We start from the raw sequence: 26,221 nt of genomic DNA, 5'->3' as shown, positions 1-26,221 counted from the left end.
TTGGCGGAGTGTCAGAGGATGCGGTCGCGCAGAGATTCGTAGAGGGACCGGTTGGCGTCTTCGAGCTGCTCTGCCATGTCGAGAGCCTTTGCCGCTTTTCGCCTGTCTGCAAAGGCTGCGGAGTAGATCTTGCCGACTGCGCCGTAGAAGTTCGTGATGAGCTCCGCGGCGTCCGCCGTGTAGTTGACGGCGATCCGGCGCTTGTCAGTCATGTCGCGTTCGCGCACCAGCAGGCCGCGGGAGACCAGACGCTCAAGAATAGAGGTCAGGGTAGAAGCCGACAGGGCCACGCGTTCGCTGATGTAGCCGGGGGTGATGGTCGTGTGCTGGTCTGTCGCGTAGACGATCTCAGTCAGGACGGTGAAATCGACAAGATTGAGACCGTGACGGCGGGCGAAGTGTGCTTGCGCGGTGCGAATGAGGTTGGTCTGCGCCATATTGGCATGGACCAAGCGCGCAAGCTCCGCGTTGAATTCAGTGTCCGACGGAAAATGCTGTTTGCCAGCGGTGTCGAACAGGCGGTTAAGGGAATCCGGAAGCATGGCGTTCATCCTAATTGGGAAAATCCGACCGCGCCTCTGGCGATGTCCGCGCTTTGGGATCAAGCAGCCCCATTTATGGACAGGGGCAACGCGAACGCCGAGACCGCAGGGAAACAGGCTCCGAAATGCGAGACGCGGACGTGTCTAAGTTCACGCGAGTGCGAAGCCTGCGATGCCCGTCATTCTGGGCAAGTGGACCGAAGCGAACGCGGCGGGCAGAGCTCTGTGATCCCCCTCATGAAATCCTGGGTGTTCTTCCAGTATTCTTGGAGTCGTAATATCACTGCACGCACTGCGCGCGGGCTGTTCAGACAGCTGTGCTCATAGGCACCCACAGTCTCGACGGTCCTCCCATTCGGTGCGTCTTTCTAAGGAAGTGACTGTGAAGCGCAAGTTTCTCGCTCCTGCCGTCGCCGTCTTTGCGACCGCAGCTCTCGCTCTTTCCGCCTGCGGTGAAGCCCCGGAGGGCGGCGCCGATGCCAAGAAGTCTGACTTCAAGGCCTGCATCATCTCTGACGAAGGCGGTTGGGATGACAAGTCGTTCAACCAGTCGTCAAAGGACGGCTTCGACCGCGCCGTGAAGGACTTCGGCCTGCAGGAGGCAGTCGCCGAATCCAAGGACAAGTCGGACTACTCGCAGAACGTCGACACCATGGTGCAGAACGGTTGCAGCATCATCTACGGTGTGGGCTTCAACCTCGCCGCTGAACTCGGCAAGTCCGCCAAGCAGAACAGCGACATCGAATACGCGCTCGTCGACTCCTACTTCTCTGACGAAAACGGCGAAACCGTCGAGTACGACAACGCCAAGCCGCTGGTGTTCAACACTGCTGAAGCCGCATACCTTGCAGGCTACGTGGCCGCAGGCACCACCAAGAGCGGCAAAGTCGCCACCTTCGGCGGCATGCAGATTCCGTCCGTGTCTATCTTCATGGACGGCTTTGCCGACGGTGTGGACCGCTACAACAAGGACCACGACGGCAAGGTCGAACTGCTCGGCTGGGACAAAGCCAAGCAGAAGGGTTCCTTCGTCGGAAACTTCTCCGACCAGGGTCAGGGCCAGGCCCTGACAGACCAGTTCATTTCGCAGGGTGCTGACATCGTGATGCCCGTTGCAGGGCCGGTGGGCCTCGGTGCGGCTGAATCGGCTAAGAAGCACGGCGATGTTTCGCTCGTGTGGGTTGACGCTGACGGCTACGAAACCACCGAGTACGGCGACCTCATGCTGACCTCGGTGCTCAAGGAGATGTCCAACGCCGTCTACGACAGCGCCAAGGAAGCTTCGGAAGACAACTTCACCGGTGAGCCCTACATCGGCGATCTGAAGAACGAAGGCGTGTCGATCGCCCCGTTCCACGACTTCGAAGACAAGGTCTCCGACGACGTCAAGGACGGCGTCGAAAAGATCAAGCAGGAGATCATCGACGGCAAGACCAAGGTCGAAACCGAGAACGCTCCTAAGTGACCCCGCGCTGAACGCGCAGGTCTCTGAAACGAGACGCCGGTCCCGGCATGGAAGAGCGACTGTCCTCATGCAGTTAGAATCTTCCTGCCGGGACCGCGCCTGTCCACATGTATTGAGGAGTAATCAGTGAAACTCACCCTCGAGGGAATCACGAAGAAGTTCGGTGAATTCACCGCAAACGATTCGATTGACCTCGTCGTCGAACCAGGCGAAATCCATGCGCTCCTGGGGGAGAACGGTGCAGGAAAATCAACTCTCATGAACGTCCTCTACGGACTGTATGAGCCCACCGCCGGCCGTATTCTCATTGACGACGAACCCGTGTCTTTTTCGGGTCCGGGTGACGCTGTTGCGGCAGGCATCGGCATGGTGCACCAGCACTTCATGCTCATTCCCGTGTTCACGGTCGCAGAATCTGTGGCCCTGGGCTATGAGCCCACCAAATCGCTCGGCCTTCTGGATCTCAAGCAGGCTCGGGAGAAAGTCACGGAGATCTCAGCCCGCTTCGGCTTCGACATCGACCCCGATGCCTACATTGAAGACCTTCCCGTCGGTGTGCAGCAGCGCGTCGAGATCATCAAAGCCCTGTCGCGTGATGCTCAGGTGCTCATCCTCGACGAACCGACCGCGGTGCTCACCCCGCACGAAACCGACGAACTCATCGAAATCATGCGCCAGCTCAAAGAGCGCGGCACATCGATCGTGTTCATCACCCACAAGCTGCGCGAAGTCCGCGCCGTCGCAGACTCCATCACGGTCATCCGCCGCGGCAAGGTCGTCGGCGAAGTCAGCCCGGAGTCTTCAGAGGCGGAGCTCGCCTCGGCCATGGTCGGCCGCGAAGTCAACCTCAAGTCTGACAAGACGCCCGCCGAACCCGGCGATGTCGCACTCAAGGTCACAGATCTGACGGTGCTCGACAAGAACAACCTGCCGGCGCTCAACCAGGTGTCCCTCGACGTGCGCCGGGGCGAAATCCTTGCGATCGCAGGCGTTGACGGCAACGGCCAGACAGAACTTGCCGAAGCGATCATCGGTCTGGAGACTCCGGCTGCCGGAACGATCGAACTTGACGGCGTGAACCTCGAAGCCTCGTCGATTAAGGCCAGACTCAACAAGGGCATCGGGTTCGTCCCCGAGGACCGCTCAACAGACGGGATCGTGGCAGGGTTCTCGATTGAAGAGAACATGATCCTCGACTGGTACGACCAGAAGCCCTACGCCAACGGACTGGCGCTGAATCCGTCGGCCATCCGCTCAGCCGCATTGGAAAAGGTCGAGCAGTTCGACATCCGCTGCGGATCAGTGCAAGACCAGATCTCCACGCTTTCGGGCGGCAACCAGCAGAAAGTTGTTCTGTCGCGCGAAATGGGACGCGATCTGCGTCTGCTCGTGGCCAGTCAGCCCACCCGCGGCCTGGATGTCGGATCCATCGAGTTCGTCCACAAGCGGATCATCGAAGAGCGCGACAGCGGAACTCCGTGCCTTATCGTCTCAACAGAACTCGACGAAGTGCTCAACCTTGCCGACAGGATCGCCGTGATGTACCGCGGACAGATCATCGGCACCGTGCCCGGCGGCACATCGCGTGACGTTCTGGGCCTCATGATGGCCGGTGTGCCCGAAGAAGAAGCCAACGCCCGCGTTGCCGACGGTTCGGCCGTGACAGAGGTCAGCCAGGCAGCCCAGGAGGACATCGTATGAATCAGAAGACCACTGCCGCCAGCGCTGATCGAGGCAGTGCGCGCCAGAGCATCATCCGCGGACTGCTGTCGGGCAGCTGGCTGGTGTCGGTTCTGGCGATCGTCATTGCGCTCGTCGCAGGAGCCGTGCTCATCATCCTGGCTGACGCCGACGTCCAGCGGGCCGCAGGCTACATCTTCGCCCGGCCGGGCGACTTCTTCTACTACGCTTTCCACTCGGTTCTCGAAGCCTACTCGGCTCTCTTCCGAGGTGCCGTGTTCGACTGGAACGCGAATTCCTTTGTGCGCTCTGTGCGCCCGCTGACCGAATCGCTGGTGTCGGGAACCCCGCTGATCCTCACCGCACTGGGCATCGCGCTGGCCTTCCGCTCGGGCCTGTTCAACATCGGCGGTCAGGGCCAGGTCATCCTCGGAGCCGTCATCGGCGGATACCTCGGCTACGCGCTGCACCTGCCGGCTGTGCTCCACATGCTCGTGGCACTTCTCGGCGGTATGCTCGCAGGCGCCATCTGGGCGTCGATTGCCGGTGTGCTGAAAGCCAAGACCGGTGCGAACGAAGTGATCGTGACGATCATGCTCAACTCGATCGCGCTGTACCTCATGGCCTATCTGCTCAAACAGGAGTGGTACAAGCACAAGTCCGGTTCGATCCCGCTGACGGCCAATATCGACTCGACCGCGCACTTCTTCAAGATCCTGCCGGACCCGTTCCGCCTGCACATCGGCTTTGTGATCGCCATACTGGCCACCGCGATCATCTGGTGGCTGCTTGAACGATCCACCATCGGATTCGAAATGCGCATGGTCGGACAGAACCCGGCCGCGGCGCGCACCGCCGGCATTTCCGTGTCGAAGGTGACGATCGTCGTCATGGCGGTAGCGGGTGCGCTGGCAGGTGCCGGCGGCGCCAACCAGGTGCTCGCCACAGAGGGCAACGTCGGCGGCGGCATCGCCGGAACGATCGGCTTCGACGCCATCACGGTGGCTCTTCTGGGCCGTTCGCGCCCGATCGGAGTGTTCTTCGCCGGGATTCTGTTCGGCGGTTTCAAAGCCGGCGGCTACCTCATGCAGGCCCAAACCGGCACGCCGATTGACATCGTGCTCGTCGTGCAGTCGATCATCGTGCTCCTGATTGCGGCACCCCCGCTGGTCAGGGCTATCTTCCGCCTGCCGGAGCCCATCGAAAAGCGCCGTGAAGACGTGAAGTCGACCGGCACCTCGACAGGTGCTGAAACAGCAGACTCGACCGGCGCGAAAGCCGAAAGCACAGAAGCGGCAGACGCCGCACCGACGACCGCAGCCGCTGCGAACGGCGGGGAGGAACGATGAGCACACAGACCAGCGTTCACAGCGCCCAGAAGCTCGCACCGAGGGACTGGAAGTTCCCGGTTGTCTACGGCGTCCTCGCCTTCATCGCACTGGCGGCCTTCGGCCTGGCCGCCGAAGGCGGTCGGAACGCAACGTTCCAGCTGGGCCAGCAGGGCGACTTCTTCCACATTCCGAATATCACCGTCGATGCCAAAACCACCGGCATTGTGATGGGACTGCTGCTGGCAGTGCTTGCGGGACTGTCCTTCTGGGGTCAGCTCAAGCGCATCACAATCGGCAACTGGCTTCCCGTGGCCGTCGGCGTGCTGTTCGTCATTGCGTTCCTCGCGTGGTCCGGTGCCGGATCAGGCGTCATCCCCGCAACCGCTCTGCTCGCCGGTGCTCTTGCACTGTCGGTTCCGCTGATCTTCGGCGCAATGTGCGGTCTGGTGGGCGAACGCGCGGGCATCATCAACATCGCAATTGAAGGCCAGCTGCTGGCCGGTGCTTTTGTTGCCGCAGTCGTCGCCTCGCTCGTGGGCAGCCCCTACGCGGGCCTTGTCGCCGCACCCATCGGCGGCGTGCTCGTGGCGATTGTCCTCGTGTTCTTCGCGGTGCGCTACTGGGTCGACCAGATCATCATCGGTGTCGTCCTCAACGTCCTCGTGATTGGTCTGACCAGCTTCTTCTTCTCAACCGTCCTGTCGGACAACCCCGAACAGTGGAACCGCTCCATGCGCCTTCCGGCACTGCCCGTGCCGGTCCTGTCGGACATTCCGATCATCGGGCCCGTGCTGTTCAACCAGAACATCCTCGTGTACCTCATGTACATTCTCGTGGCCGTTCTGCAGATTGCGCTGTTCAACTCCAAGTGGGGCCTGCGCCTGCGCGCAATCGGCGAACACCCGCGGGCAGCTGACACCGTCGGCATCAACGTCAACCGCGGCCGCGTGCTCAACACCATCATGGCCGGTGCAATTGCCGGTCTGGGCGGGGCATTCTTCACCGTCGGTTCGGGTCTTGCCTTCGGCAAGGAAATGACAGCCGGACAGGGATACATTGCCCTGGCCGCCATGATCCTCGGCAAATGGAACCCCCGCGGCGCGCTCATGGCTGCGCTGCTGTTCGGGTTCGCGAAGAACCTCGGCAATTCGCTTTCGGCCATTGGCTCGCCGATCCCGCCGGACCTGCTGCTCATGCTGCCGTACATCGTCACGATCTTCGCCGTCGCCGGATTCGTGGGCAAAGTGCGCGCACCGGCGGCCGAAGGCGTACCCTACTCCAAGCAGTGATGCACATGCCCGATCAGCCAAGCGGCGCCTCGTCAGAAAAGAGCGACAGCCGACAGGCCGACAGCATGCCGGGCAGCGTGGACGAGCGCGTGTGGGAGGACCTGCGAAAACAGGCCCGCCAAGCCATGCGGCGAGCCTACGCGCCGTACTCCGGCTACCCGGTCGGAGTGGCAGCGCTCGTGGACGACGGCCGGGTGATCACCGGATGCAACGTCGAGAACGCCTCCTACGGGCTCGGCCTGTGTGCCGAGTGCGGACTCGTATCGCAGCTGGCGGCAACCGGGGGAGGCAAGCTCGTGGCCTTCAGCTGCAGCGACGGCCAGGGCAGCAAGCTTGTCCCGTGCGGGCGCTGCCGCCAGCTGCTCTACGAATTCGGCGGACCTGACCTCCTGCTGGACATGCCCAGCGGCATCCAGCCGCTGTCTACCGTGCTGCCCGAAGCGTTCGGGCCCGACCACCTGAAACAGCAGACCACCCAACCGCAACCATGAGGAGTGTGTGACGTGGAAAAGTTTGACGCCGTTGACATCATCATCGCCAAGCGCGACGGCAATTCCCTGACCGACGAGCAGATCGACTGGACAATCGACGCCTACACCCGCGGCGTCATTGCCGATGAGCAGATGTCTGCTCTCGGCATGGCGATCTTCCTCAACGGCATGGAGTCGCGCGAAATCACGCGCTGGACGCAGGCGATGATCAAGTCCGGTGAAACCCTGGACTTCTCCAGCCTGTCGGTGCCGACCACGGACAAGCACTCCACCGGCGGTGTGGGCGATAAGATCACGCTGCCGCTGGCACCGCTTGTCGCAGTGTTCGACGTCGCCGTACCGCAGCTGTCTGGCCGCGGACTCGGCCACACCGGGGGCACGCTCGACAAACTCGAAGCGATCCCCGGCTGGCACGGAGCGATCTCCACCGAGGGCATTGTGCGACAGCTTGATGAGGTCGGCGCCATCATCTGTGAAACCACAGAAGGCCTGGCACCTGCAGACAAGAAGCTGTACGCGCTGCGCGACATCACCGGGATCGTCGACACGATTCCGCTGATCGCCTCATCGATCATGTCGAAGAAGATCGCCGAGGGCACAGAAGCTCTCGTGCTGGACGTCAAAACCGGCTCCGGCGCGTTTATGAAAGACCGGCAGAAAGCCGAAGAGCTCGCCCGCACCATGGTTGAACTCGGTAAAGCCGCAGGCACCGCAACATCCGCGTTCATCACCGACATGTCCACCCCGCTGGGCCTGGCTGTGGGCAATGCGATCGAAGTTGAGGAAAGCGTCGAGGTGCTCGCCGGCGGCGGCCCGGCCGACGTCGTCGAACTCACCGTCGCTCTGGCGCAGGAAATGCTGGCACTCGTCGGCAAGACAGACGTCGATGTCGCCGCGGCACTCAAGGACGGACGCGCCATGGACAAGTGGCGTCAGATGATCAGCGCACAGGGCGGTGACCCTGACGCGAAACTGCCGATGGGCCGCGAGAACCACGTTGTTACGGCCCCTGAATCCGGTGTTCTCACCGGTCTTGACGCGCTTTCTGTGGGCCAGGCATCGTGGCGACTGGGCGCAGGCCGCGCCCGTCCGGGCGACGCCGTACAGGCCGGTGCGGGCATTCGCCTGCACGCCAAGCCCGGCGAGACTGTTGAAGCCGGTGCCCCGCTCATGACCCTGTACACAGATGAAGCCCAGCGCTTCGACCGAGCCCTCGAAAGCCTCGAGGGGGCAGCTGTGATCGCCCCGGCAGGAAGCTCGGAAGCGACAGCGGCTGCCGAATCCACCTCGGTCATCTTCGAACACATCAAGTGAACTCAAGGAGCATTATGAAGAAGACCGATGTCGCAGCGATGATCGACCACACGCTGCTCAAGCCCGAATCCACCCCGGAAGACTTCGCCGCTCTCGTTGAGGAAGCCAAGAAGCTCGGCGTGCTCGCAGTGTGCGTGTCGCCGTCGGCTCTGCCGCTGAAAGACACGGGCAACCTTGTGATCGCAACCGTCTGCGGGTTCCCCTCCGGTGCTGTCGCCCCCCAGATCAAGGCTGCCGAGGCGGCGCTGGCTGTTGAACAGGGTGCTCAGGAAGTCGACATGGTCATCAACATCGGTGCCGCCAAGGCCGGACTGTGGGATGACGTCGAAGCTGACATCCGCGGCGTTGTCGAAGCCGTTGCAGATGCCGCGAAGAAGGCCGGGCACGATGCCCTGGTCAAGGTCATCATCGAATCCGCAGCGCTCGAAGACGACGAAATCGTCGCCGCGTGCGAAGCCTCGGTGCGCGCCGGTGCTCACTTTGTGAAGACCTCCACCGGCTTCCACCCGGCTGGTGGGGCTTCGGCTCACGCTGTTGCCATCATGCGCAAGACCGTCGGCGACGCTCTGGGTGTTAAGGCCTCCGGCGGTATCCGCTCGGCTGAAGCTGCCCGCGAAATGATTGAAGCCGGAGCATCACGTTTGGGCCTTTCCGGTTCCGCCGCGGTTCTCGACGGCTTCGAAGACTGAGGTTCTGGGTTCGGCTCTAGCCGGAAAACACTCGTCAGCCGGAAAACTCCCGATAGCAGCAAATCCACCCGCTAGCCGCACGGCTAACGGGTGGATTTGTTCTTTTGCGGTGTGTCGAGGTTCGGCGGCTGTGTGTCTTGGCTGAGTTGGTGGTCTGCCAGCGTGAGCTTTTACAGACCCAGGTATGTGCCGAGTGCGGCTGAGAGCGCCGATAGGCGCTGGCGGCATTCGGCAACTGCGGTGCGCACGTCCTCGGGGGCGTCGAAGCCGTCAGCCGGTGCGACCGTTTCCAGGTAGCACTTGAGCTTCGGCTCTGTGCCCGACGGGCGGATGATGATCCTGTCACCGCCTGCCAGACGCAGTTTGATGCCGTTGGTGGGCGGCAGTTCATCGCTTCCAGCAGCCAGGTCGATGACCTCGACGACGTCCCGCCTCGCGAGTTCGGCAGGAGGAGTGCTGCGCAGCGAGTCAACTGCCGCGGTGATCTTCTCCACGTCGTCAAAGCGGAATGTCAGTGGCGCGGTGAGGAAGACACCGTCGCGCTGACGAATGTCATCCAGCTGGTCTTCAACACTGAGTCCAACGCTTTTGAGTTTGGAGACGAGACCGGCGAAGACAACGGCAGCGCTTATGCCGTCCTTATCGCGCACAGCTTCGGGGTCGACGCAGTAGCCGAGTGCTTCCTCGTAGCCGTACACCAGACCGGGTACGCGGGTGATCCATTTGAAGCCGGTCAGCGTCTGCCGGTGCGCAATGCCTCGGTTGGCCGCTAAATGGGCAACAGCGGTCGAGGACACGATCGAGTTCGCCATGACGCATGTCTCGCCCACAGCCTGGCGGGCTCGCACGGTTCCGGCCATGAATTCGGCAAGCAGAAGCCCCACCTCGTCACCGGAGAGCTGACGGTAGCCGCTTTCGTCCCGCGGATCCGGCACAGCGGCCGACACGCGGTCGGCATCGGGATCATTCGCAATGATGAGATCCGCACCGACCTCGCGGGCCTTGGCAAAGGCGAGCTCGAGCGCACCGGGCTCTTCCGGGTTGGGAAATGCGACGGTGGGGAAGTCGGGGTCGGGCTGGTGCTGCTGATCGACCACGTGAACATCCGTGAAGCCGGCCTGGGAAAGAACACGCAGCGCGGTCTGACCGCCCACGCCGTGCATGGCAGTGTAGACAATCGTCAGCGGTGCGCTCTGGCGGGCACCGGCCATGTCACTGAATTCAGCAAGCCGCTCGGTGTAGGCATCGAGCACCTCGTCGCCCAGTTCGGTCCACCCGGTGTCCGGCAGGGTCATGCTGCCGACAGACGGAACCTCGGCGATTTTGCCGGCAATAAAAGCGTCAAAGGGCTCAACGATCTGCGCGCCTGCACCGGCCGCAATGGTTTCGAGTTCGGCGTCTGTGAGTTCGCGCCCGTCGGCAGCCGCGGCTGCGCGAGCCGAACCGACGAGGGGCCGCTCGCCAAGGTAGACCTTGTAGCCGTTGTCTTGGGGCGGGTTGTGGCTGGCTGTGACCATCACTCCGGCGTCAGTTCCCAGATGTTTGACGGCGAAGGCCAGAAGGGGCGTGGGCAGCTGTGCGGGCAAAAGCATGGCGTGGCCACCGGCCTGGGTGACGACGGCGGCGGTGACGCGGGCGAAATCGGCGGAGCCGTGGCGAGCATCGCAGCCGATGGCGACGGTGAAGCCCTCACCGACAACATCGCGCAGAGCCGCCGCGAGTCCTGCGGCTGCACGGGTGACGACGGCTGCGTTCATGCGGCTGGGGCCTGGCCCGATTTCGCCGCGCAGACCGGCCGTTCCGAACTGCAGAAGACCCTGAAAGCCTTCCGTGATGTCGGCGATTGCGCGCTCGGAGGCCTCGCCGGGTTCGCCGGTGGCCGCGTCCAGCTGCTTCTGGAGGGCTGCGGCCGTGACGGGGTCGGGGTCGTCAGCGATCCAAGCTTTGACGATTTCGGGGTCGAAGCCATTTGTGAAGCGATCGGCGATCATGGGTCAGCGCTCCTGTCGGGGCAGTTCGGCCATGGTGCTGACGGCTTCGGCCAGCAGAGCAGAGATGCGCGGTCCTGCGGCCTGGCCGGCTTCGATGACTTCGGCGTGGGACAGGGCAGTGGCGGATACTCCGGCGCCGAGGTTGGTCACCAGTGAAATGCCGACAACTTCCAATCCGGCGGCCCGTGCTGCGATTGCTTCGAGCGCGGTGGACATGCCGACGAGGTCTGCGCCGAGGGTGCGGGCCATGCGCACTTCCGCCGGGGTTTCGTAGTGCGGTCCGGGGAACTGGGCGTAGACGCCGTCTTTGAGTTCAGGGTCCACACTGCGCAGAACCTCGCGAAGGCGCGGTGAGTAGAGGTCGGTCAGGTCAACGAAGTTCGCACCTTCGAGCGGGCTGATGGCGGTGAGGTTGAGGTGGTCGCTGATGATGACCGGGGTGCCGGGTGCGAACTCTTCCGAGGTTGAGCCGCAGCCGTTGGTCAGGACTAGTTTGTCTGCCCCGGCGGCCGCTGCGGTGCGGACTCCGTGGGCGACTGCGCGTACGCCGCGGCCTTCGTAGTAGTGGGTGCGCGCACCGAGCACGAGGGCGATTTTGTCGCTGTTCTTCAGGCGGATGGACCGGAGGGTGCCGCCGTGGCCGGCAACGACCGAGGCATGGAATCCGGGGACTTCTGCCGCCGGGGTTTCGGCGATCGTGTCGCCCAGCAGGTCCGCTGCGCTGCCCCAGCCGGAGCCGAGAACCAGGGCGATGTCGTGTTTGTCGACACCGGCTGCCGAGTTGATGACCGCTGCGGCTTCTTCGGCCGCTTTCATGGGATTGTCCGTCATCTGCGCCTTAGTGGGCGAGGTATTCGAAGTCATGTCATAACGGTAGCGGAATGCCCTTGCGCCGGGCAGAGTGGGACACAGCTCTTCTGGGCACAACTGCCGCCTCTGGGTGCTGGTGTGGGCGGGCCTAAAATAGTGGGGTCAGCTGCCCTGGAAGGACTTTGTATGCACATCCGCCCTTTTGTCGACGGTGACGATCTCAAGCTCAACACGATCCTCGGCGATCCGCAGAACCCTGCCGCTCACATGGCTCGGTCGCTTTTCCGCGCGGATGCTGATGCTCCTGTCAGCCGGGCCGTTGTCGCCCAGGTGGCTGATGATGTTCTGATCGGTGCCGCTGTGGTCGCGCAGTCGCCCGCGCACCCTACGCGTGCGTGGGCGCATGTTGAGGTCGCCCCGACCGATGAACGCCGAGGTGTCGGTTCGGCTCTGCTGAGCGCCGTACGCGAGGCTGTTGTCGGCACGGACCTTGAGGGTCTGCCGCTGCGGGCTCGGGTGGAGCCGGGCACGCCGGGAGCACAGGCTGCTGCAGCGTGGGGCTTTTCGCCGCTGTTTCGCACCCGGGTGGTCCGCATTGAGGCTGCCGGGCTGGGTGGTCTGGGCGCCGACCGGTTGGAGGACTTCGAGGTGACTGCGACCGGTTCTGTTGCGCTCACCCAGGCGTTCGGCAGTTGGTATGCGGGCGTTAATCGCGCTGACCGTCCGGCCGAGATGACGATTGGCCAGGTCAATCAGCGTTTCCTGTCTGAGGCAACCGGTGCGCACGGGGCGGCGCTTATGCGACGTGATGGTCAGATCACGGCTTTCGCAGTGTCGTTCCCCGCGATTGACGACGGTGAGGACGGTGCGACCGAGCTGACCGTCGGCTCCGTGTACGACGGGGCTGTGCCCAGCGGCGCGGTGTCCGACGCTGATGCGGCCGGGGCTGAGGGCGACGGCGCTGTGCACCAGGCGGAATCGGCTGATACTCCTGAGTTCCAGGCCGCACTTGAGGACACGGGCGCGCTCATTGCCCGTCTGTCGACGGACACCCCTGTTGTGGTTGAGGTAACAGACGAAATGCCGGTGCTCTCAACGCTCATTGACGGCCTGGTGGAGGCCGGCAAAGCACGCGTGCTCTACGAATACGACACGGTTGCCACCAGCTGAGTCTTACAGCGGTTCTCCTTCTTTCGGCGTGACGGGGCCTTCTGACTTGGCAGGTTCGTGCCGCTGAGTTCCCTGCAGCTGGATGGGTATCGCGGCAGTCCGCGTGATGAACCACGCAACACCCGGTGGGGCCACCGGCAGGTGTCGCAGGCCCAGGTTTTCCAGTTCGGCCTGGGCTCTGGCTCCGACGATGATTCTGGGGCCCAAAGCGCTCGCCTGTGCCGCAGGTGAACCGTACGGCAGCTGTTCGTGCAGACCCCATCCGAGAATTGCTCGATCTGCCGTCATAGCCGGTGCGAGGTCACTTGGAAGTGCGTCGGCCGCACTGAGCTGCGTGAAGCAGTCGGGCAGGCCTGCCGCTAGAGCCTGCCGCACCTCGGCAGGACCGATGATGCTCAGCACTTGGCCGTGCTCTTCCGTGTCCCACACAGCCGGTTGGCCGCAGGGGTCGTAGCCGAGAACGCCGTAGGCCGATGAACGCCCGGCACCCCACGGCAGCGGGAGAGGCGATTCAGCAATACCGCCCCCAACACCCGCAGCGGCGGTAGACCCGGCAGCAGCGGCAGAACCGACAGCACTTGCCGCACAGGCGATCTGCACATCGACCCCGTCAGCTCCGATAACGTCCGCCCCCAGCGCATGGTGTCTTTCATCAGCACTGGCACCGGCACAATCGGTGGGCGGGCCGATGAGAACAGCACGTCCGACGGGTGGAAAACCGTCAAAGCGGTGATTGCTGAGCCCGAGAAAAACAGCGTCACCGTCAGAGGCAGGTGGGAAGAAAACTCGTCTGCTGACCGATCCGCCGACCCGCGAATGCAGTGTTCTGCGGTCGCACACAATAGTGGCCGCAGCGTCGCCGAGCAGCGCCTCCACCCGCATGAGGATGTGCGGCTGGGCAGTCAGGTGTTCGAAATCGTCGATGAACACCCGTGGTCGGCCACCGGAAGAGATCGTGCGTTCAATCAGACCGAGCGCGTATTCCACCAGCCAGGCATCGGAATGATTGACTACGAGCAGCTCATACCGGCAGTGCGAGGGCTTGTCTCGCGTAAAGACCACACCGTTCGGAGCCACAATGCCGTTTGGCGCTGAGGCTGAGCCAGACGATAGCGCCCTACCACGTTCACATGTGCTGTCAGACCCATCGGCAAGCAGCCACAGCAGGGATGACTTGCCCGTGCGGGGCCCTCCCAGAATCGCTGTGCTGATATCGGCATCGGGTGTCCAGTCGACGAGAGTTTGGCGGTCAGGAAGGTCAATCCGCCCCACGGGGCCTGAATCGGTGAACGGCAGGATGTTCGGCAGCGCCTCCGGAGTGATCCTGCGCGTGCGCTGCGGTGGACTGATCTGCCGCAGCTTCTGCAGGATCGGTGCAGGCGGGTCTTCAACTTCGATACCGCACTGACCCGAGGCGGAATCGCCTTCGCGCTTGCCACCCGCCAGCAGCCGCCAACTCACCGTGGCGGACGCGTCAGTGGGAACATCCAGCGAGGCTGCGCGAAACATATCGCTGCGGTGGCCGGTGGATATGCAGCCCATGCCCGGCCGGTCCGGTGGGATATCGGCAGCCGCGGGGGAATCGAGAACTTCGAGTGAGTCGGCAGCGTCTCGCACCCGCATGCAGACGCGCAGTGCGATGTTCGTCCGCATGCGCGATGTGATGACCCCCGAGGGCTTCTGCGTGGCAAGGACTATGTGGATGCCCAGCGATCGGCCCAGCGCGGTGAGGGATTCGAGCGCTTCAACACCGGGTGGAAAATCTGCTGTCAGCACTTGGAATTCGTCGATCACAACGACGATTCTGGGCAGCGGAGGTTCAGCACCGGCCTGATTGTGCGCATCGATGTCAGGACAGCCGGACTCTTTGAGAACTGCTTCGCGGTAGCGAACTTCGGCCTGAACGCTGCGCAGTGTGCGCAGAGCCGATCGCAGGTCCAGGTTGTCCGAACACGATTCAACGTGCGGCAGGTCAGCAAGTGGGGCAAATGCTGCTCCGCCCTTGAAATCCATGAGGATAAGCCGCAGTTCCTCCGGCTTTCTGCTTCGGCACAAAGCGGCGATCCAAGTCTGCAGGAGGACAGATTTTCCGCTTCCGGTGGTTCCGGCGACAAGAGCGTGCGGCCCATCGGCGCGCAGATCAGCGAAGATCGGACCATTTTCGCCCATGCCGATGGGAACAGCCGTTTGCGGACACTGGGCCGCAAGATCATCGAAGCTCACGGGTGCGGCCCACGCATCCGCTGTTCCTGCAGTGTGCGGGCACAGGCTGAGGAACCGGCCGGTAGTCATACGCGCGGGATTGAACATTCCAGGTTGGGGAACAGCTGCAGAAGACGGAGCGGCTTGCACGATTCGCGCCGTGCGGGCAGACGCTTCGATTACAACACGGTGCCGTGTTTCAGCGCCCGCCACCACGATGCGGTCGTCTTCAACTGTGATCGATACTTCTGCGTCGCTGTCGATACAGCTCTCGCCGCGAACACAGGGGCAGGTCGGCAGGACAGACACCAGTTCCGGTGAGCGCTGGACAGCCGCGTGACCGTGGACAAGAGGTACAGACGCAGTGCAGACCTGAGCGCACAGCGCGCGGGCAATCGGCACGGCTTCTGCACCGCAGAGCACCACAGCATGTTGCCGCAGGTCGATGTTGATGGGCGCCTGCGTTTGAATTCTGCGACTGTCAGCCTCGATCGGCAGCACGGTCCGACCCTCGAGTGTCTGGCAAGCCGCACAGTAATCGTCATCCCATGATTCTTCGGGCTCGGCAGGTTCGGCAACAGCAGCCGGAAGAAGAACAGTCCCGTATCCGACACACACCGTCAGCGGGTCTCGACTGGGTGGGATCTTCGCTTCGACTGTCTGCAGATTGACTTCATCTGCCAAAGCACGCAGCCGGGCTGCGTAGGCACGCAGTCCTTCGGCTGACTGTCGGCGGATGCGCCGACGCTCCGTGAGCAGCTGCAGTCCCGCGCTCAGCGGTCCCGAGAGGCTGAAGGCAAGAAACCACCACACCTGCATCGCCACGGCCAAGACAATCCCAATGAGCAGCGGAAGGATCAGATGCAGTATCGATGGGCGGTTCAGCTGCGCTACCCGCGGCGCTTTCGGCCAGGGAATAGTTGAGCTGCTGACGGTCTCAGGCTGCCCGTCGTCAACAACCACGATGCTGCTGCCAACCGTGTTCGTGCCGAACTGCAGTCGCTGCGGAACACGCGATGCGAAAGGGTCGTGCAGGCAGAAGTCAGCACGCTCGCTGCGGCCGACCGTGACGGAGTGGGCAGGCAGGATGAAAGCGAAACCCGCATCCGGTCCGGCCACAACTGTGGCGGCCGGCTGAACGCCGGTCAGTCCAGCGCGCACATCCAGCTGGCTTGGACGGCTGACCACGGTTGCCGGATACCGGGCACACCATTGGCGCCAGGTTTCCGAGGCGGGCCGGAAGTGTTCGCCATCGGGGCTGACCGCCCACGCAGTCGCCGACTCAGCTGCGGTGTGACGGGTGAAGGCCGCTAGAACATCAGCAGCACTCGCCCGGTCAGGGGCACTGAGCGCATAGGACGCGTGCCCCTGACCGGTGACGTGAACTGTTGTCTGAGCCATGCTCGGAACATAGGACAGCAGGGGAGAACCGCGCAGCCTGCTGCTTAGCCCTGTGCATTGCCGTTGTCTTATCCACACTGCGCCGAACAGAAGTCACCGGATCACATCGGCACCATCGCAGCCGCCCGGGCTGACGCAGCCGAGCGGCACCTCGAGATTTACCGCCGGGCGGGATCGAGCAGAGCGCCCTCAACCGTGACCGATGCGCGCAGCGGCAGTCCCTTTGGCACAAAAGGGCTGATCAGAACTGGTCTGTAGCCGGCGGTGAGTTCTACGGAAACGTGATTGGCATCGGTGGTCTGCGCCCGCACGCGCATGTTCGTCCACCGGGAATCGTCGGCGGAGAGCCGAATATAGCGGCTGGCTGCGCTTTCGATATCAGAATTGGTGAAGTAGAGGGACGGCCGTTCTGTCAGACCTGGTGTGTAGGAGTCCGCGGCGGCCAGGGCAGCTGAATCCGCCAGGGCAAACAGCTTCCTGTGGGCCATGTAGATATCGGTGATGACAACCGCAATGATCAGCAGCGCCAGGGCGATGCTCATGAAGCCGATCGACAGAGGCATGATCGATCCGCGGTCCCTGCGGCGGTTCATGGTCTGACCTCGCCGAATGCCGCAACAATGTCGGCGTGCTCTGACTGCACGGTGATGCCTGCCCTGCCGCCGCTGGCCAGCCAGTTGGGGATGCCAGGCAGCGGAACCGTAGATCTCACAGTTGCCGTTACACGAGTCCCGTCTTTCTGACAGTCCCCGGCACAGTCAAAGCTGATGGTGTATTCGGCAGAGTCCAAACCGAAGTCGGCAAAGTGCAGCTTTGCCGACTGCTGTGCGCGCTCCTGAGCCGTCTGCGGGTAGCGGGCGGCCGCGCGTGCGGCATCGACGGCAGAAGCCTGGGCCGCGTAGGCGGCTGACTGCACCTGCGCGAACGCAACAGCCCCGTACACCAGGGGGATGATGAGGACGATCGAGGCGAAGATGAACTCGATCGGGGCTCGCCCAGCATCCGCTTTCCTCATGACGGGTCCTCCATCAGGGCGCGCCCCCGCAGCTCCCACACGCCGCCGGGGCCCAGAAACCCGACCACGGGAACCGGGGTGCGGACAGTGACGGTGACCAGCCCCGCCTCGTGGTCTTCTTCGACCGTGATGTCTTCCGCGTAGCGCGGTGAAATCGCGGTGGTGATGAGTTCGCGCGCAACATCCGCTCCCTGTGAGGGCGTGTGGCCGACGAGGCTGGCGTGGCGGGCACCTGCCAGGGCTGAATCCGTCACGGTGTTGCGCACGTGGATGGCCAGCACAATCTGCAGAACGGCCGCGAAGACCAGGCTCAGCAGCGCTGCGACAAGGATGAATTCGGCAACCGCGTTGCCTGCATCGGCCCTGCGGGCGGGTGCTTTGCAAGCTGGCGCTCTGCTTGCAGTCATCAGCCGGCGCTGCGGACCTTGTTCATTGCGTCTTGGAAGAAGCTGGTGAACGCTTCGCCGGCCAATGCCCACAAGCCGACAACCAAGGCCGCTGTCATAACTGTTATGAGCACCCAGCCGGGAACATCTCCGCGGTCGCTGCGGCGGCGACGCGGTGCTGCCGGTGCGAAGACGACAGCGGCGAAGGTCAGGAGGTGTGCGGTGAATCGGTCAAACATGAGTTCTCCTTTGAACTTGTGTCGGGGCGAATCTCTACGGTCCCAGCTGCAGGACAGCGAGCGATGGATAGACAGCGAAGATGACGGTGATCGGCAGGACGAAAGCGACAACGGGAACGAGCATCCCGACCTCTTTGCGGCCGGCCAGTTCCATGAGTGAGCGGCGGCCCTCAGCACGGACATCAGCGGCCTGGGCGCGCAGGACCTCTGACAGGGGAGTGCCTCGGGCAATCGCGACGGCAATGCCATCGACGAACTGGCCGAGGCTGCGCACCCCGGAGCGCTGCGCCATGGTGTCAAGAGCCTCCACCAGGGGTGTCCCAGTGCGTGCCTCGGCTAACGCAGCCTGCAGTTCGCGGCTCAGCTCCCCGGTTGTTGTGCGGCAGATGCGCTCAAGAGCGTCGACGGTGGATTCGCCGGCGGTGATGGACAGCGCGAGCAGTTCGGCAATAGTCGGGAACTCCGCGAGGATCCGCTGTTCGCGGCGACGGACGGCGCGTGTGAGAAGCCAGTCGTTGAAGAAGTGCCCGGCGACGCCGCACAGGACGAGCATTGTGATGACTACGACGGGGTAGAAGCCGCGCAGAGCAGACAGACCGACTGCAGCCGCGATGCCGATGACGATTCCGGCGGCGGTCCAGACGATCTGCTGGGCGCGGAAGCGCTCAACTGTGGCATGCGGGCCCAGGCGTTCCAGCCGACTGCGCACCCCGGCATCGGTTGTCAGTCGTTCACCCAGCCAGCTGGCGGCCCGCCCCACGGCGGTGTCGATGATTCCGCGAAGCCCGCTGGTGTCCGGTGCTGACAGTGAGTACATCCGGCCCACGGTTTCGGACTCCCGCATGTACGGTGCCAGACGATCCTCAAGGCTGGGCCGGCGCATAATCGGCAGGGACAGCACAAGATTGACAGCAGCGATGCCTATGAGCATGCCCAGGGCGATGACAGCGACGGGGGACATCATGACCTCAGAACTCGTGGCTCTTCCGGCAGTCTGCCGATTCTCTTCATGGCCGAATACGCTGTGAGCGACACCACCAGCCCGACGGCCAGAAGCAATGCGCCGCGCGGTGAACTGTAGGCGGCAGCAGCTTCCGGCCGGGTGGCGAGCATGCCCAGAACAACCCACGGGGCGGCCACCGCCAGCCGAGCACCGGTGACAGTCCACGACTGGCGTGCTGTGAGTTCTGCCCGGGTGCGTGAATCTTCACGCAGAAAGTGACTCAGCGTTTTCAGCAGGGTTCCCAAATCGGAACCGCCGACATCGCGGGTCACTCGCAACGCGGCCACGATTCGATCAGCCACTGGATCGGCCGCTGCTTCTTTCAACCGGTCCAGAGCGACAGAGAAAACACCCGTTGCGCGGTATTCGCGGGCAAACACTGCGAAGATCGGGCGCAGGCCCTCGGGGCCGCGTTCGGCAAGAGCTGCAACAGCCTCGGGCAGGGACAGCCCGGCACGCACACCCGAACTCAAATGGTCGACCGCCTGCGGCCACAGGTCGCGGCGGACGAAAGCCGTTTTGCGTGCTTTTGCCTTCAAAACGGTAAATGGCGCCGCCGCTGCAAAGATGCCAAAGCACGCGGCAATCGGCACTGCCGCCGTGATTGCCCACAGTGTGAACATCGTCAGCACCGCAGCGAGAGCGGCAACCGCGAAAACGTGCGCTGCCCTCAGACGGTGGAACCCGGCGGCTCGCAGCTGATCTTCGAGGTTTTGGATGAATCCGAGCGTGCGTTTGTGTTTGGGCGGGCCGTCCCACATGGCCAGCCACAGCAGTGCCAATCCGGTGCCGATTCCCATGCCGCACATAACGGCGGTTGCCGAGGCGCTCATACGCCCTCCAGGATCTGGTGAATGTTCAGTCCCATGCGGGCGAAGCGCTCGCCCAGGTGCGTGAAACCGGTGCCGCGGACCAGGTTGCCGTCCACCGTGTGGAAAACGCTTTCGAGTTCGACAACGCCGTTTTCCATCCCGCCAGGAACGGCTGCGATTTCCACGACCCTGCGGGACCCGTCGGAGTTTAATGCCAAGTGCACAACGAGGTCCAGTGCTGCGGCGACTGTGGGGGTGACGAATTCAGAGCCGATGTTCGGCCCGGCCAGCAGCGGCAGGGTGCACAGCTTCGTCACTGCGGTTCGGGCTGAGTTTGCGTGGATGGTGCCCATGCCGGGCAAACCGGAGTTAAGAGCAATGAGAAGATCGAAGCTCTCAGCCTGCCGGACTTCGCCGACGACAATCCGAGTGGGCCGCATCCGCAGGGCCTCTTTCACGAGATCGCGCAGTGTGATTTCGCCCGTTCCCTCCAGGGATGCCTGGCGGCACTGCATGGGCACCCAGTCTCGGGCGGGGATGGCCAATTCGAAAACTTCTTCACAGGAGATGACCCGTTCGCGCGCCGGAATGGAACCGGCGAGTGCATTGAGCATTGTCGTCTTGCCCGCCTGGGTTGCCCCGGAGACGACGATGTTCGCTCCGGCTTTGACTGCTGCGTCAAGGAATCGCGCCGCTGCCGAGGTGAGGGAACCTGTTCTGACCAGGTCGTCGAGGCTGCGGGTCTTCTTGATGAACTTGCGGATGTTCACCGAGGGGTGACGGCGTGTGATGTCCGGCAGGACCACGTGCAGGCGTGAACCGTCAGGCAGGCTCGCATCGACAAAAGGCTGCGACAGGTCCACGCGGCGTCCGCTGGTGCGCAGCATCTTTTCAATGAGTTCGTAGACATCGGTATCGGTGAGCACGAGCGTGGTGAGTTCGCTGATGCCCTCACGGCTGATGAACACCTTGTCGGGGCTGTTGATCCAGACTTCTTCGACGTCTGGGTCGTCAAGAAAACGCTGCAGGGGACCGAAGCCGGTGAGGTCATCGACAATCCGCTGAAATGCCTGCTCAGGATCGTCAAGAAGAGGAAGTGATCCGCTGAGTGTGTGTTCGTCGTAGGCGGCGATGACATCGCGGATGAGTGCCCGTGTGGGCTCGGGCTCCATACGCGGGTCAAGACCTCGAAGCCGGACGGCATCACGGACCTGTTCGGCGATGATGTCGGTGGCGTCCATGAAGCTTCAGCCTCTTTTCATCCTCTGCGCCGCGGTGCTCCTTTGCACAGCGAGTTCGGTAATTCGAAATATAGAGGACTTGCGGCCGGCTGGCTACGGCTCGCGCTGAATCTGTGGATAACTTCGCCTGATCAGTGCAGCAGTCAACAGGCTCAGCACCCGTACTCCGCGCGTCATCTACAGTGAACCCATGGCGAGCCTCAATGACGATGCGAACTACATCCGGAACCTGTGCACGCAGTTGGACATTCCCGGTCTGACCGATATTCACACGCACTTCATGCCGCACAATGTGCTGCGCAAAGTGTGGGCATACTTCGAGCAGGCAGAAGACGTCCTCGGCTACGACTGGCCCATCATCTACCGCACTGATGAAGCTGAGCGAATCGACACGCTGCGCACGCTGGGGGTCAAGCAGTTCACATCGCTGCTCTACCCGCACAAGCCGGACATGGCCGCATGACTCAACTCCTGGGCCGCTGAATTCGCTGCCCGCATTCCCGACTGCGCTCACAGCAGCACCTTCTACCCGGAACCCGAAGCTGAAGACTACGTCCGCACCGCCATTGAGGCCGGCACTCGGGTTTTCAAAGCCCACGTGCAGGTGGGCGGCTACGATCCGACCGACCCCCACCTCGACCCCGTGTGGGGCATGATTGCCGAGGCGGAGCTCCCCATCGTCATTCATGCCGGCCACGCTCCCCAGAGGGGAGCGCACACGGGCATCGAGCCGATTCGCGAGGTGCTGAGGCGGTTTCCGAACCTCACTCTGGTTATGGCCCACCTGGGTATGCCGGATTACGATGCGTTCCTTGACCTGGCCGATGAGCACCCCGACTTCCACCTGGACACCTGTATGGCACTGACTGACTTCACGGAGCGGTTCGCCCCGACTTCAGGGAAGTACCGGAGGCGCTTGGGCGATTACGGGGATCGGATTGTGTTCGCCTCAGATTTCCCCAACATTCCCTACAGCTACGCGCACCAGGTTGAAGCGCTTGAGCGGCTGGAGCTGGGGGAAGAGTGGATGCGAGCTGTCCTGTGGGACAACGGTCAGCGGCTTCTGAACCCGGTGCCGTAGACTGGCGGGACTATGGCCTTTGACTTTGCGAGCGAAATCGCCGACCTCAAGCAGACCTTCGCCTCGATTCGCGAGGTGTCCAACATCGATCAGCTGCGCTCAGAAGTCGCTGAGCTCACCGAGCAGGCGGCAGCACCTGACCTGTGGGACAACCCGGATGAGGCCCAGCAGGTCACCTCGAAGCTTTCGCACCGCCAGTCCAGGCTTGAAAAACTCGAAAAGTTTGATGAGCGCATTGACGACGTCGAACTGCTGGTCTCCATGGCCGAAGACGAAGACGACGGCGACGCCCTGCAAGAAGCGCAAGACGAAGTCAACAAGCTTTCCCGCGAACTGTCGGACATGGAAATCGCCACGCTCCTGTCCGGTGAATATGACGAACGCTCCGCGGTGATCACGGTTCGCTCCGGTGCAGGCGGTGACGACGCCACCGACTTCGCACAGACGCTCACCCGCATGTACGTGCGCTGGGCGGAAAACAACGAATACAACGTGCAGGAACTCGACACCTCGTACGCAGAAGGTGCGGGTGTGAAGTCTGCGACCATCCAGATCAATGCGCCCTACGCCTACGGCACCCTGTCAGTTGAAGCCGGCACGCACCGCCTGGTGCGCATCAGCCCGTTCGACAACCAGGGCCGCCGCCAAACCTCATTTGCGGCAGTCGAAGTCATTCCGCTCATCGAGCAGACCGACCACGTCGACATTGACGAAAACGACCTGCGCATCGACGTGTACCGTTCCTCCGGTCCCGGCGGTCAGTCGGTCAACACGACTGACTCCGCTGTGCGCATTACCCACATCCCCACGGGTGTGGTTGTGTCAATGCAGAACGAAAAGTCGCAGATTCAGAACCGCGCGGCAGCCATGCGAGTGCTCCAGTCGCGACTGCTGCAGCTGAAGCACGAAGAAGAAGAGGCGCAGAAGAAGAGCCTCGCCGGTGACATCAAGGCATCGTGGGGCGACCAGATGCGCTCCTACGTCACCCACCCGTACCAGATGGTCAAGGACCTGCGCACCGGCTACGAAGTCAACAATCCCTCTGCTGTTTTCGATGGTGACATCGACGGCTTCCTCGAAGCGGGCATCCGCTGGCGCAAGGAAGAACAGCAGAAGGCAGAAGAAGAAAACGCTCTGCCCTGATAAAAAGGACGATCCCAGAACATGGCTAAGACCGGCGAGTTCATAAAGAACGACGGCAAAAAGGTCGTCGCGCGCAATCGCCGTGCCTCTTTTGACTACCACCTGGAAGAGGAATTCGAAGCTGGCCTCGTACTCACGGGCACGGAAGTGAAGTCGCTGCGCGAAGGCCGGGCATCAATCACTGACGGCTATGCCCACATTGACCGCGGTGAAGCCTGGATCGAGAACATCTACATTCCCGAATACCTCCAGGGGACCTGGACGAATCACGCGGCCAGGCGCAAGCGGAAGATGCTTCTGCACAAAGCCGAGATCATCAGGATCACTCAGAAGCTCAAAGAATCCGGGCGCACTCTGGTACCGCTTGAGCTGTACTTCTCTGGTTCGCGCGTCAAGATCTCCTTCGCCCTGGCAAAGGGCAAGAAGGATTGGGACAAGCGTCAGGCACTGCGCGAAAAGCAGGACAAGCGCGAAGCCGAACGCGCCATGTCGCTGCGGCAGAACAGGTGAGCGGAACCTCGGCCTTCCTTTAGTCGGCTGTCAGCCGGCACATGATCGGGGACTGAGCCGGCACCTCGGCAGGGGCTTTGACCAGTGCGTCCCTCAGCGTGAGTCGTTAAACTCGGGGCTATGCAGCGAGTAGATTTCTATTACGATCCCTCTTGCCCCTTCTGCTGGGTCACCAGCCGCTGGCTTGTGCAGGTCAGCGCTAAGCGCGACATTGACGTCACGTGGCGGCCATTCAGCTTGGCGATTAAGAACGACGAACTGCCCGGCGGTGCCAATGAAAACTCAGGTCACTCGAAAGGCCACAACGCCGGTCACCGTGTGCTGCGTGTGATTGCGGCGGCTGAGAAAGAAGGCGTCAACGCAGGTGGTCTGTACACCGTGTTCGGTGCGGCTCGGCACGTTGACGGCACGGACTTCACTGACGAACTCATCAGTGAAATCCTTGCTGATTCTGGCCTTTCCGAAGACCTTCTGAAAGCCGCTGACGATGACAGCTGGGATGAGCACCTCAACGCTGAACTGAAGTCGGCTCTCGACCTGGTCGGAGACGATGTCGGTGTGCCAATCATCGCCTTCGAACGCGAAGACGGCTCCAAACAGGGCTACTTCGGTCCGGTCATCCTTACCCTTCCCGCGGAAGAAGAAAGCCTCGCCATGTGGGACGGCCTGAGCAGCTTGGCCACGGTTGAAACCTTCTACGAACTCAAGCGCACCCGTCCATCTGGCGGGCCCGATACCCAGAGCACCAAGGGTCTCTGAGGATTGCACTGATTTCCCAGCGCGCTTAAATTGACAGAGCACCATTTCTCTGACGAGGCGGAGCTCACCCAGCGCCGATTTGGTCCCGTTGCCATTCCCTTCCGGGGACGGCAACGGGACTTGTGGATTCGGGGGCCTGTTGTGTGGAGTTCAGGCGCTGGGACAGGGTTTTGCATCGGCTGTGGACAACCTGGGGATAAGTCGGCCGATCAAGTTTCTGCCAGGGGTTGCCCTGCAGTCGACTTGACAGATGCTGAGCTTCTGACCTGCATAAATATATATTTGTGAGTTTATGCACGCTATTCTTCTGCCTGTGGTTGGATCTGTGGATCAAGAGGGTTTCCTGCTGGCGTTGGCCCCGCGCTGAGGCGGTTCCTGCTTGTTGAGCACTGCTCGTCCACGGCTGTGGATAACCCTGTGGGATTTGGGGATTCAGTTTGCCAGCAGGGTGGGTCTGAAGTTATGCGTGAGTGTGGCTTCAGATCTGTTTTCGGGTGCTGATCTCACTGCTTCGCGCCCCGGTTGGCTTTGTGTGGGGCGGGGGTGGAATAATCGTCTGAGCCTGCAGCGTTAACGCTGTGTGTTAGACAAATTCATATGGGGATGATCGGTTTCGACGTTGACGTGTGTGTCGAGTGAAGCGGGTCGAGGATGCAGGGTCATCTCGTTAACGATCCTTGCAAAAGAATAGGTGCTAAATCTAACGACCGCACCGAGTTCGCCCTCGCCGCCTGATAAAGGCCTTCAACTAGCGAGCTGCGACTCTGCCGGCCTAGGTCTGCTTTCGGCCTAGCTCCCGGTATCAGCTTAGAAAGCCACTGCTGACGGTGTTTGTTGGGGACACCGTCGGGACTTCTACCCAACTCCGTCTGTTGAGCACGGTGTTCGTGCCAAGCTCAGGACCTAAGAAACATTCTTCACGAACTGCACCCGGAGAAGCCTCGGTGCATCGTCGACGGACGCGGGTTCGATTCCCGCCATCTCCACCTCGGGGGGGGAAGCGTTGAACTCTATAGTCAACGCTTCCCCCATTTCTTTTGCGTCAGAGAGTTCCTCGAAGGTGACTTCTGCACCGTGGTCGAAGAACCATGATGCGATGGTCAGATCGCCTGGACCGACGAAGATCTTGTCCACGAAGTACTCCAGCAGCAGATCCCTGGTCTCCGGGGCATCCATTGTTGCCCCGGCATACTTTTTGTAGAACGTTCCGATGCTGGCCTCATCCTCGAACAGGGCTGCTTTGACATGCTCGGCCTGGATCGCACCATCAAGCTCACGCTGCTGGTCTTCCAATACCTGCATAGCCTCAGCCGTGGCGTCATTGAAGATGCCAGCAGCTATCGCTTTGACGAAGTTAGCCAGCTTGGCCGCCACACCCTTCCGGCGAGCCTCCAGTGCCTCTAGAACTGCCGTTCCCCGTTCATGCGTCTCTCGGTAGTGGACTGCCATGTCCACGGCTAGAGAAGCCAACATGGCTTCGTCGTCGAGGAAGCCCTCAGTCGTCTCCACGACACGTGCCTCCAAGTCGTCTTTACGGAGGGGCTTAAGCGTGCACTGCTTCTTACGCTGGTTGAAGCAGTAGTAGTACCGGTGCTTTCTGCCGGTTTTCGATGTTTCTGAAACACCTTGCACCTTCTCCATATAAGTGGGGAGGCGC

At 62.3% G+C, this 26,221-nt stretch carries 24 protein-coding genes, 1 other RNA gene and 1 pseudogene; 15 read left to right on the top strand and 11 right to left on the bottom strand.

Translation table 11 applies throughout. The annotated features are described in order from the left end of the window. Positions 1-11: 11 nt before the first annotated feature. Positions 12-542 (bottom strand): MarR family winged helix-turn-helix transcriptional regulator, encoded by a 531-nt coding sequence (locus GC119_RS09620; RefSeq protein ID WP_193215650.1) that lies wholly within the window; start codon positions 540-542, stop codon positions 12-14. A 382-nt stretch (positions 543-924) separates the two neighbouring features. Between GC119_RS09620 and GC119_RS09615 the strand changes: the two genes are divergently transcribed. The 7 genes from GC119_RS09615 to deoC all read left to right on the top strand — a co-directional run bounded on the left by GC119_RS09615 (position 925) and on the right by deoC (position 8,801). After that, entirely contained in the window at positions 925-2,007 is a 1,083-nt protein-coding gene (locus tag GC119_RS09615; RefSeq protein ID WP_070574547.1) for a BMP family lipoprotein, read from the top strand. A 126-nt stretch (positions 2,008-2,133) separates the two neighbouring features. Further along, positions 2,134-3,708: an ABC transporter ATP-binding protein gene (locus GC119_RS09610; RefSeq protein ID WP_151953016.1), complete on the top strand. Its 1,575-nt coding sequence runs from the start codon at positions 2,134-2,136 to the stop codon at positions 3,706-3,708. After that, on the top strand, positions 3,705-5,036 hold the full coding sequence (locus GC119_RS09605) for an ABC transporter permease (RefSeq protein WP_151953015.1): 1,332 nt from the start codon (positions 3,705-3,707) through the stop codon (positions 5,034-5,036). Before GC119_RS09610 ends, GC119_RS09605 begins: the two co-directional genes overlap by 4 nt. After that, a complete protein-coding gene (locus tag GC119_RS09600) occupies positions 5,033-6,307 on the top strand; it encodes an ABC transporter permease (protein WP_070574541.1) in 1,275 nt (424 codons plus the stop codon). The genes GC119_RS09605 and GC119_RS09600 overlap by 4 nt, the downstream gene beginning before the upstream one ends. Before the next feature lie 65 nt (positions 6,308-6,372). Then, a complete protein-coding gene (locus tag GC119_RS09595; protein WP_070575290.1) occupies positions 6,373-6,798 on the top strand; it encodes a cytidine deaminase in 426 nt (141 codons plus the stop codon). Positions 6,799-6,810: 12 nt separating this feature from the next. Then, positions 6,811-8,112 (top strand): thymidine phosphorylase, encoded by a 1,302-nt coding sequence (locus tag GC119_RS09590; protein WP_070574539.1) that lies wholly within the window; start codon positions 6,811-6,813, stop codon positions 8,110-8,112. A gap of 14 nt (positions 8,113-8,126) precedes the next feature. Next, complete coding sequence (deoC, locus tag GC119_RS09585) at positions 8,127-8,801, top strand: deoxyribose-phosphate aldolase (RefSeq protein WP_070574537.1); 675 nt, start codon at positions 8,127-8,129, stop codon at positions 8,799-8,801. Positions 8,802-8,971: 170 nt separating this feature from the next. Here the strand turns inward: deoC and GC119_RS09580 are convergent, their stop codons facing one another. Both GC119_RS09580 and GC119_RS09575 read right to left on the bottom strand, forming a co-directional pair. Further along, positions 8,972-10,792: a phospho-sugar mutase gene (locus GC119_RS09580; protein ID WP_151953014.1), complete on the bottom strand. Its 1,821-nt coding sequence runs from the start codon at positions 10,790-10,792 to the stop codon at positions 8,972-8,974. Positions 10,793-10,795: 3 nt separating this feature from the next. After that, positions 10,796-11,623, bottom strand: coding sequence for a purine-nucleoside phosphorylase (locus GC119_RS09575; protein WP_070574533.1), 828 nt, complete (start codon positions 11,621-11,623; stop codon positions 10,796-10,798). Positions 11,624-11,788: 165 nt separating this feature from the next. Between GC119_RS09575 and GC119_RS09570 the strand changes: the two genes are divergently transcribed. Further along, a complete protein-coding gene (locus GC119_RS09570; protein WP_151953013.1) occupies positions 11,789-12,772 on the top strand; it encodes a histone acetyltransferase in 984 nt (327 codons plus the stop codon). A 3-nt stretch (positions 12,773-12,775) separates the two neighbouring features. Here GC119_RS09570 and GC119_RS09565 read toward each other — a convergent pair whose 3' ends face one another. The 8 genes from GC119_RS09565 to GC119_RS09530 form a co-directional block, all read right to left on the bottom strand. Next, positions 12,776-16,375: an FtsK/SpoIIIE domain-containing protein gene (locus GC119_RS09565; protein WP_151953012.1), complete on the bottom strand. Its 3,600-nt coding sequence runs from the start codon at positions 16,373-16,375 to the stop codon at positions 12,776-12,778. Between the two features lie 158 nt (positions 16,376-16,533). Continuing rightward, entirely contained in the window at positions 16,534-16,968 is a 435-nt protein-coding gene (locus tag GC119_RS09560; protein WP_070574528.1) for a pilus assembly protein TadG-related protein, read from the bottom strand. Further along, positions 16,965-17,390: a hypothetical protein gene (locus GC119_RS09555; protein WP_151953011.1), complete on the bottom strand. Its 426-nt coding sequence runs from the start codon at positions 17,388-17,390 to the stop codon at positions 16,965-16,967. Before GC119_RS09555 ends, GC119_RS09560 begins: the two co-directional genes overlap by 4 nt. Further along, on the bottom strand, positions 17,387-17,797 hold the full coding sequence (locus GC119_RS09550; protein ID WP_151953010.1) for a TadE/TadG family type IV pilus assembly protein: 411 nt from the start codon (positions 17,795-17,797) through the stop codon (positions 17,387-17,389). The genes GC119_RS09555 and GC119_RS09550 overlap by 4 nt, the downstream gene beginning before the upstream one ends. Further along, on the bottom strand, positions 17,797-18,015 hold the full coding sequence (locus GC119_RS09545; RefSeq protein WP_141750205.1) for a hypothetical protein: 219 nt from the start codon (positions 18,013-18,015) through the stop codon (positions 17,797-17,799). The genes GC119_RS09550 and GC119_RS09545 overlap by 1 nt, the downstream gene beginning before the upstream one ends. A gap of 34 nt (positions 18,016-18,049) precedes the next feature. Beyond that, positions 18,050-18,976 carry a type II secretion system F family protein gene (locus tag GC119_RS09540; RefSeq protein WP_151953009.1) on the bottom strand — a complete coding sequence of 309 codons (927 nt, stop codon included), beginning with the start codon at positions 18,974-18,976 and terminating at the stop codon, positions 18,050-18,052. After that, a complete protein-coding gene (locus GC119_RS09535) occupies positions 18,976-19,851 on the bottom strand; it encodes a type II secretion system F family protein (protein WP_151953008.1) in 876 nt (291 codons plus the stop codon). The genes GC119_RS09540 and GC119_RS09535 overlap by 1 nt, the downstream gene beginning before the upstream one ends. After that, entirely contained in the window at positions 19,848-21,071 is a 1,224-nt protein-coding gene (locus tag GC119_RS09530) for a CpaF family protein (protein ID WP_151953007.1), read from the bottom strand. The genes GC119_RS09535 and GC119_RS09530 overlap by 4 nt, the downstream gene beginning before the upstream one ends. Positions 21,072-21,261: 190 nt before the next feature. Here GC119_RS09530 and GC119_RS11095 point away from each other — a divergent pair, with 190 nt between their 5' ends. The 7 genes and pseudogenes from GC119_RS11095 to GC119_RS10970 all read left to right on the top strand — a co-directional run bounded on the left by GC119_RS11095 (position 21,262) and on the right by GC119_RS10970 (position 25,968). Further along, positions 21,262-21,534 carry a hypothetical protein gene (locus tag GC119_RS11095; RefSeq protein ID WP_226829391.1) on the top strand — a complete coding sequence of 91 codons (273 nt, stop codon included), beginning with the start codon at positions 21,262-21,264 and terminating at the stop codon, positions 21,532-21,534. A 21-nt stretch (positions 21,535-21,555) separates the two neighbouring features. Further along, positions 21,556-22,152: pseudogene (locus tag GC119_RS09525) on the top strand (amidohydrolase family protein); the annotation flags it as partial. A 12-nt stretch (positions 22,153-22,164) separates the two neighbouring features. Further along, positions 22,165-23,295: a peptide chain release factor 2 gene (gene prfB, locus GC119_RS09520; RefSeq protein WP_070574514.1), complete on the top strand. Its 1,131-nt coding sequence runs from the start codon at positions 22,165-22,167 to the stop codon at positions 23,293-23,295. Positions 23,296-23,316: 21 nt separating this feature from the next. After that, on the top strand, positions 23,317-23,805 hold the full coding sequence (gene smpB, locus GC119_RS09515) for an SsrA-binding protein SmpB (protein ID WP_070574513.1): 489 nt from the start codon (positions 23,317-23,319) through the stop codon (positions 23,803-23,805). Between the two features lie 120 nt (positions 23,806-23,925). Then, positions 23,926-24,564: a DsbA family protein gene (locus GC119_RS09510; protein WP_070574511.1), complete on the top strand. Its 639-nt coding sequence runs from the start codon at positions 23,926-23,928 to the stop codon at positions 24,562-24,564. 599 nt (positions 24,565-25,163) lie between these two features. Further along, positions 25,164-25,553, top strand: a transfer-messenger RNA (tmRNA) gene (gene ssrA / locus GC119_RS09505). A 256-nt stretch (positions 25,554-25,809) separates the two neighbouring features. Beyond that, a complete protein-coding gene (locus tag GC119_RS10970) occupies positions 25,810-25,968 on the top strand; it encodes a hypothetical protein (RefSeq protein WP_193215649.1) in 159 nt (52 codons plus the stop codon). Positions 25,969-26,221: the final 253 nt, after the last annotated feature.

It is taken from the genome of Brevibacterium sp. Marseille-P9724 (assembly GCF_902500275.1).
Taxonomy (GTDB): domain Bacteria; phylum Actinomycetota; class Actinomycetes; order Actinomycetales; family Brevibacteriaceae; genus Brevibacterium.
This window is presented reverse-complemented; position numbering and strand designations above follow the sequence as displayed.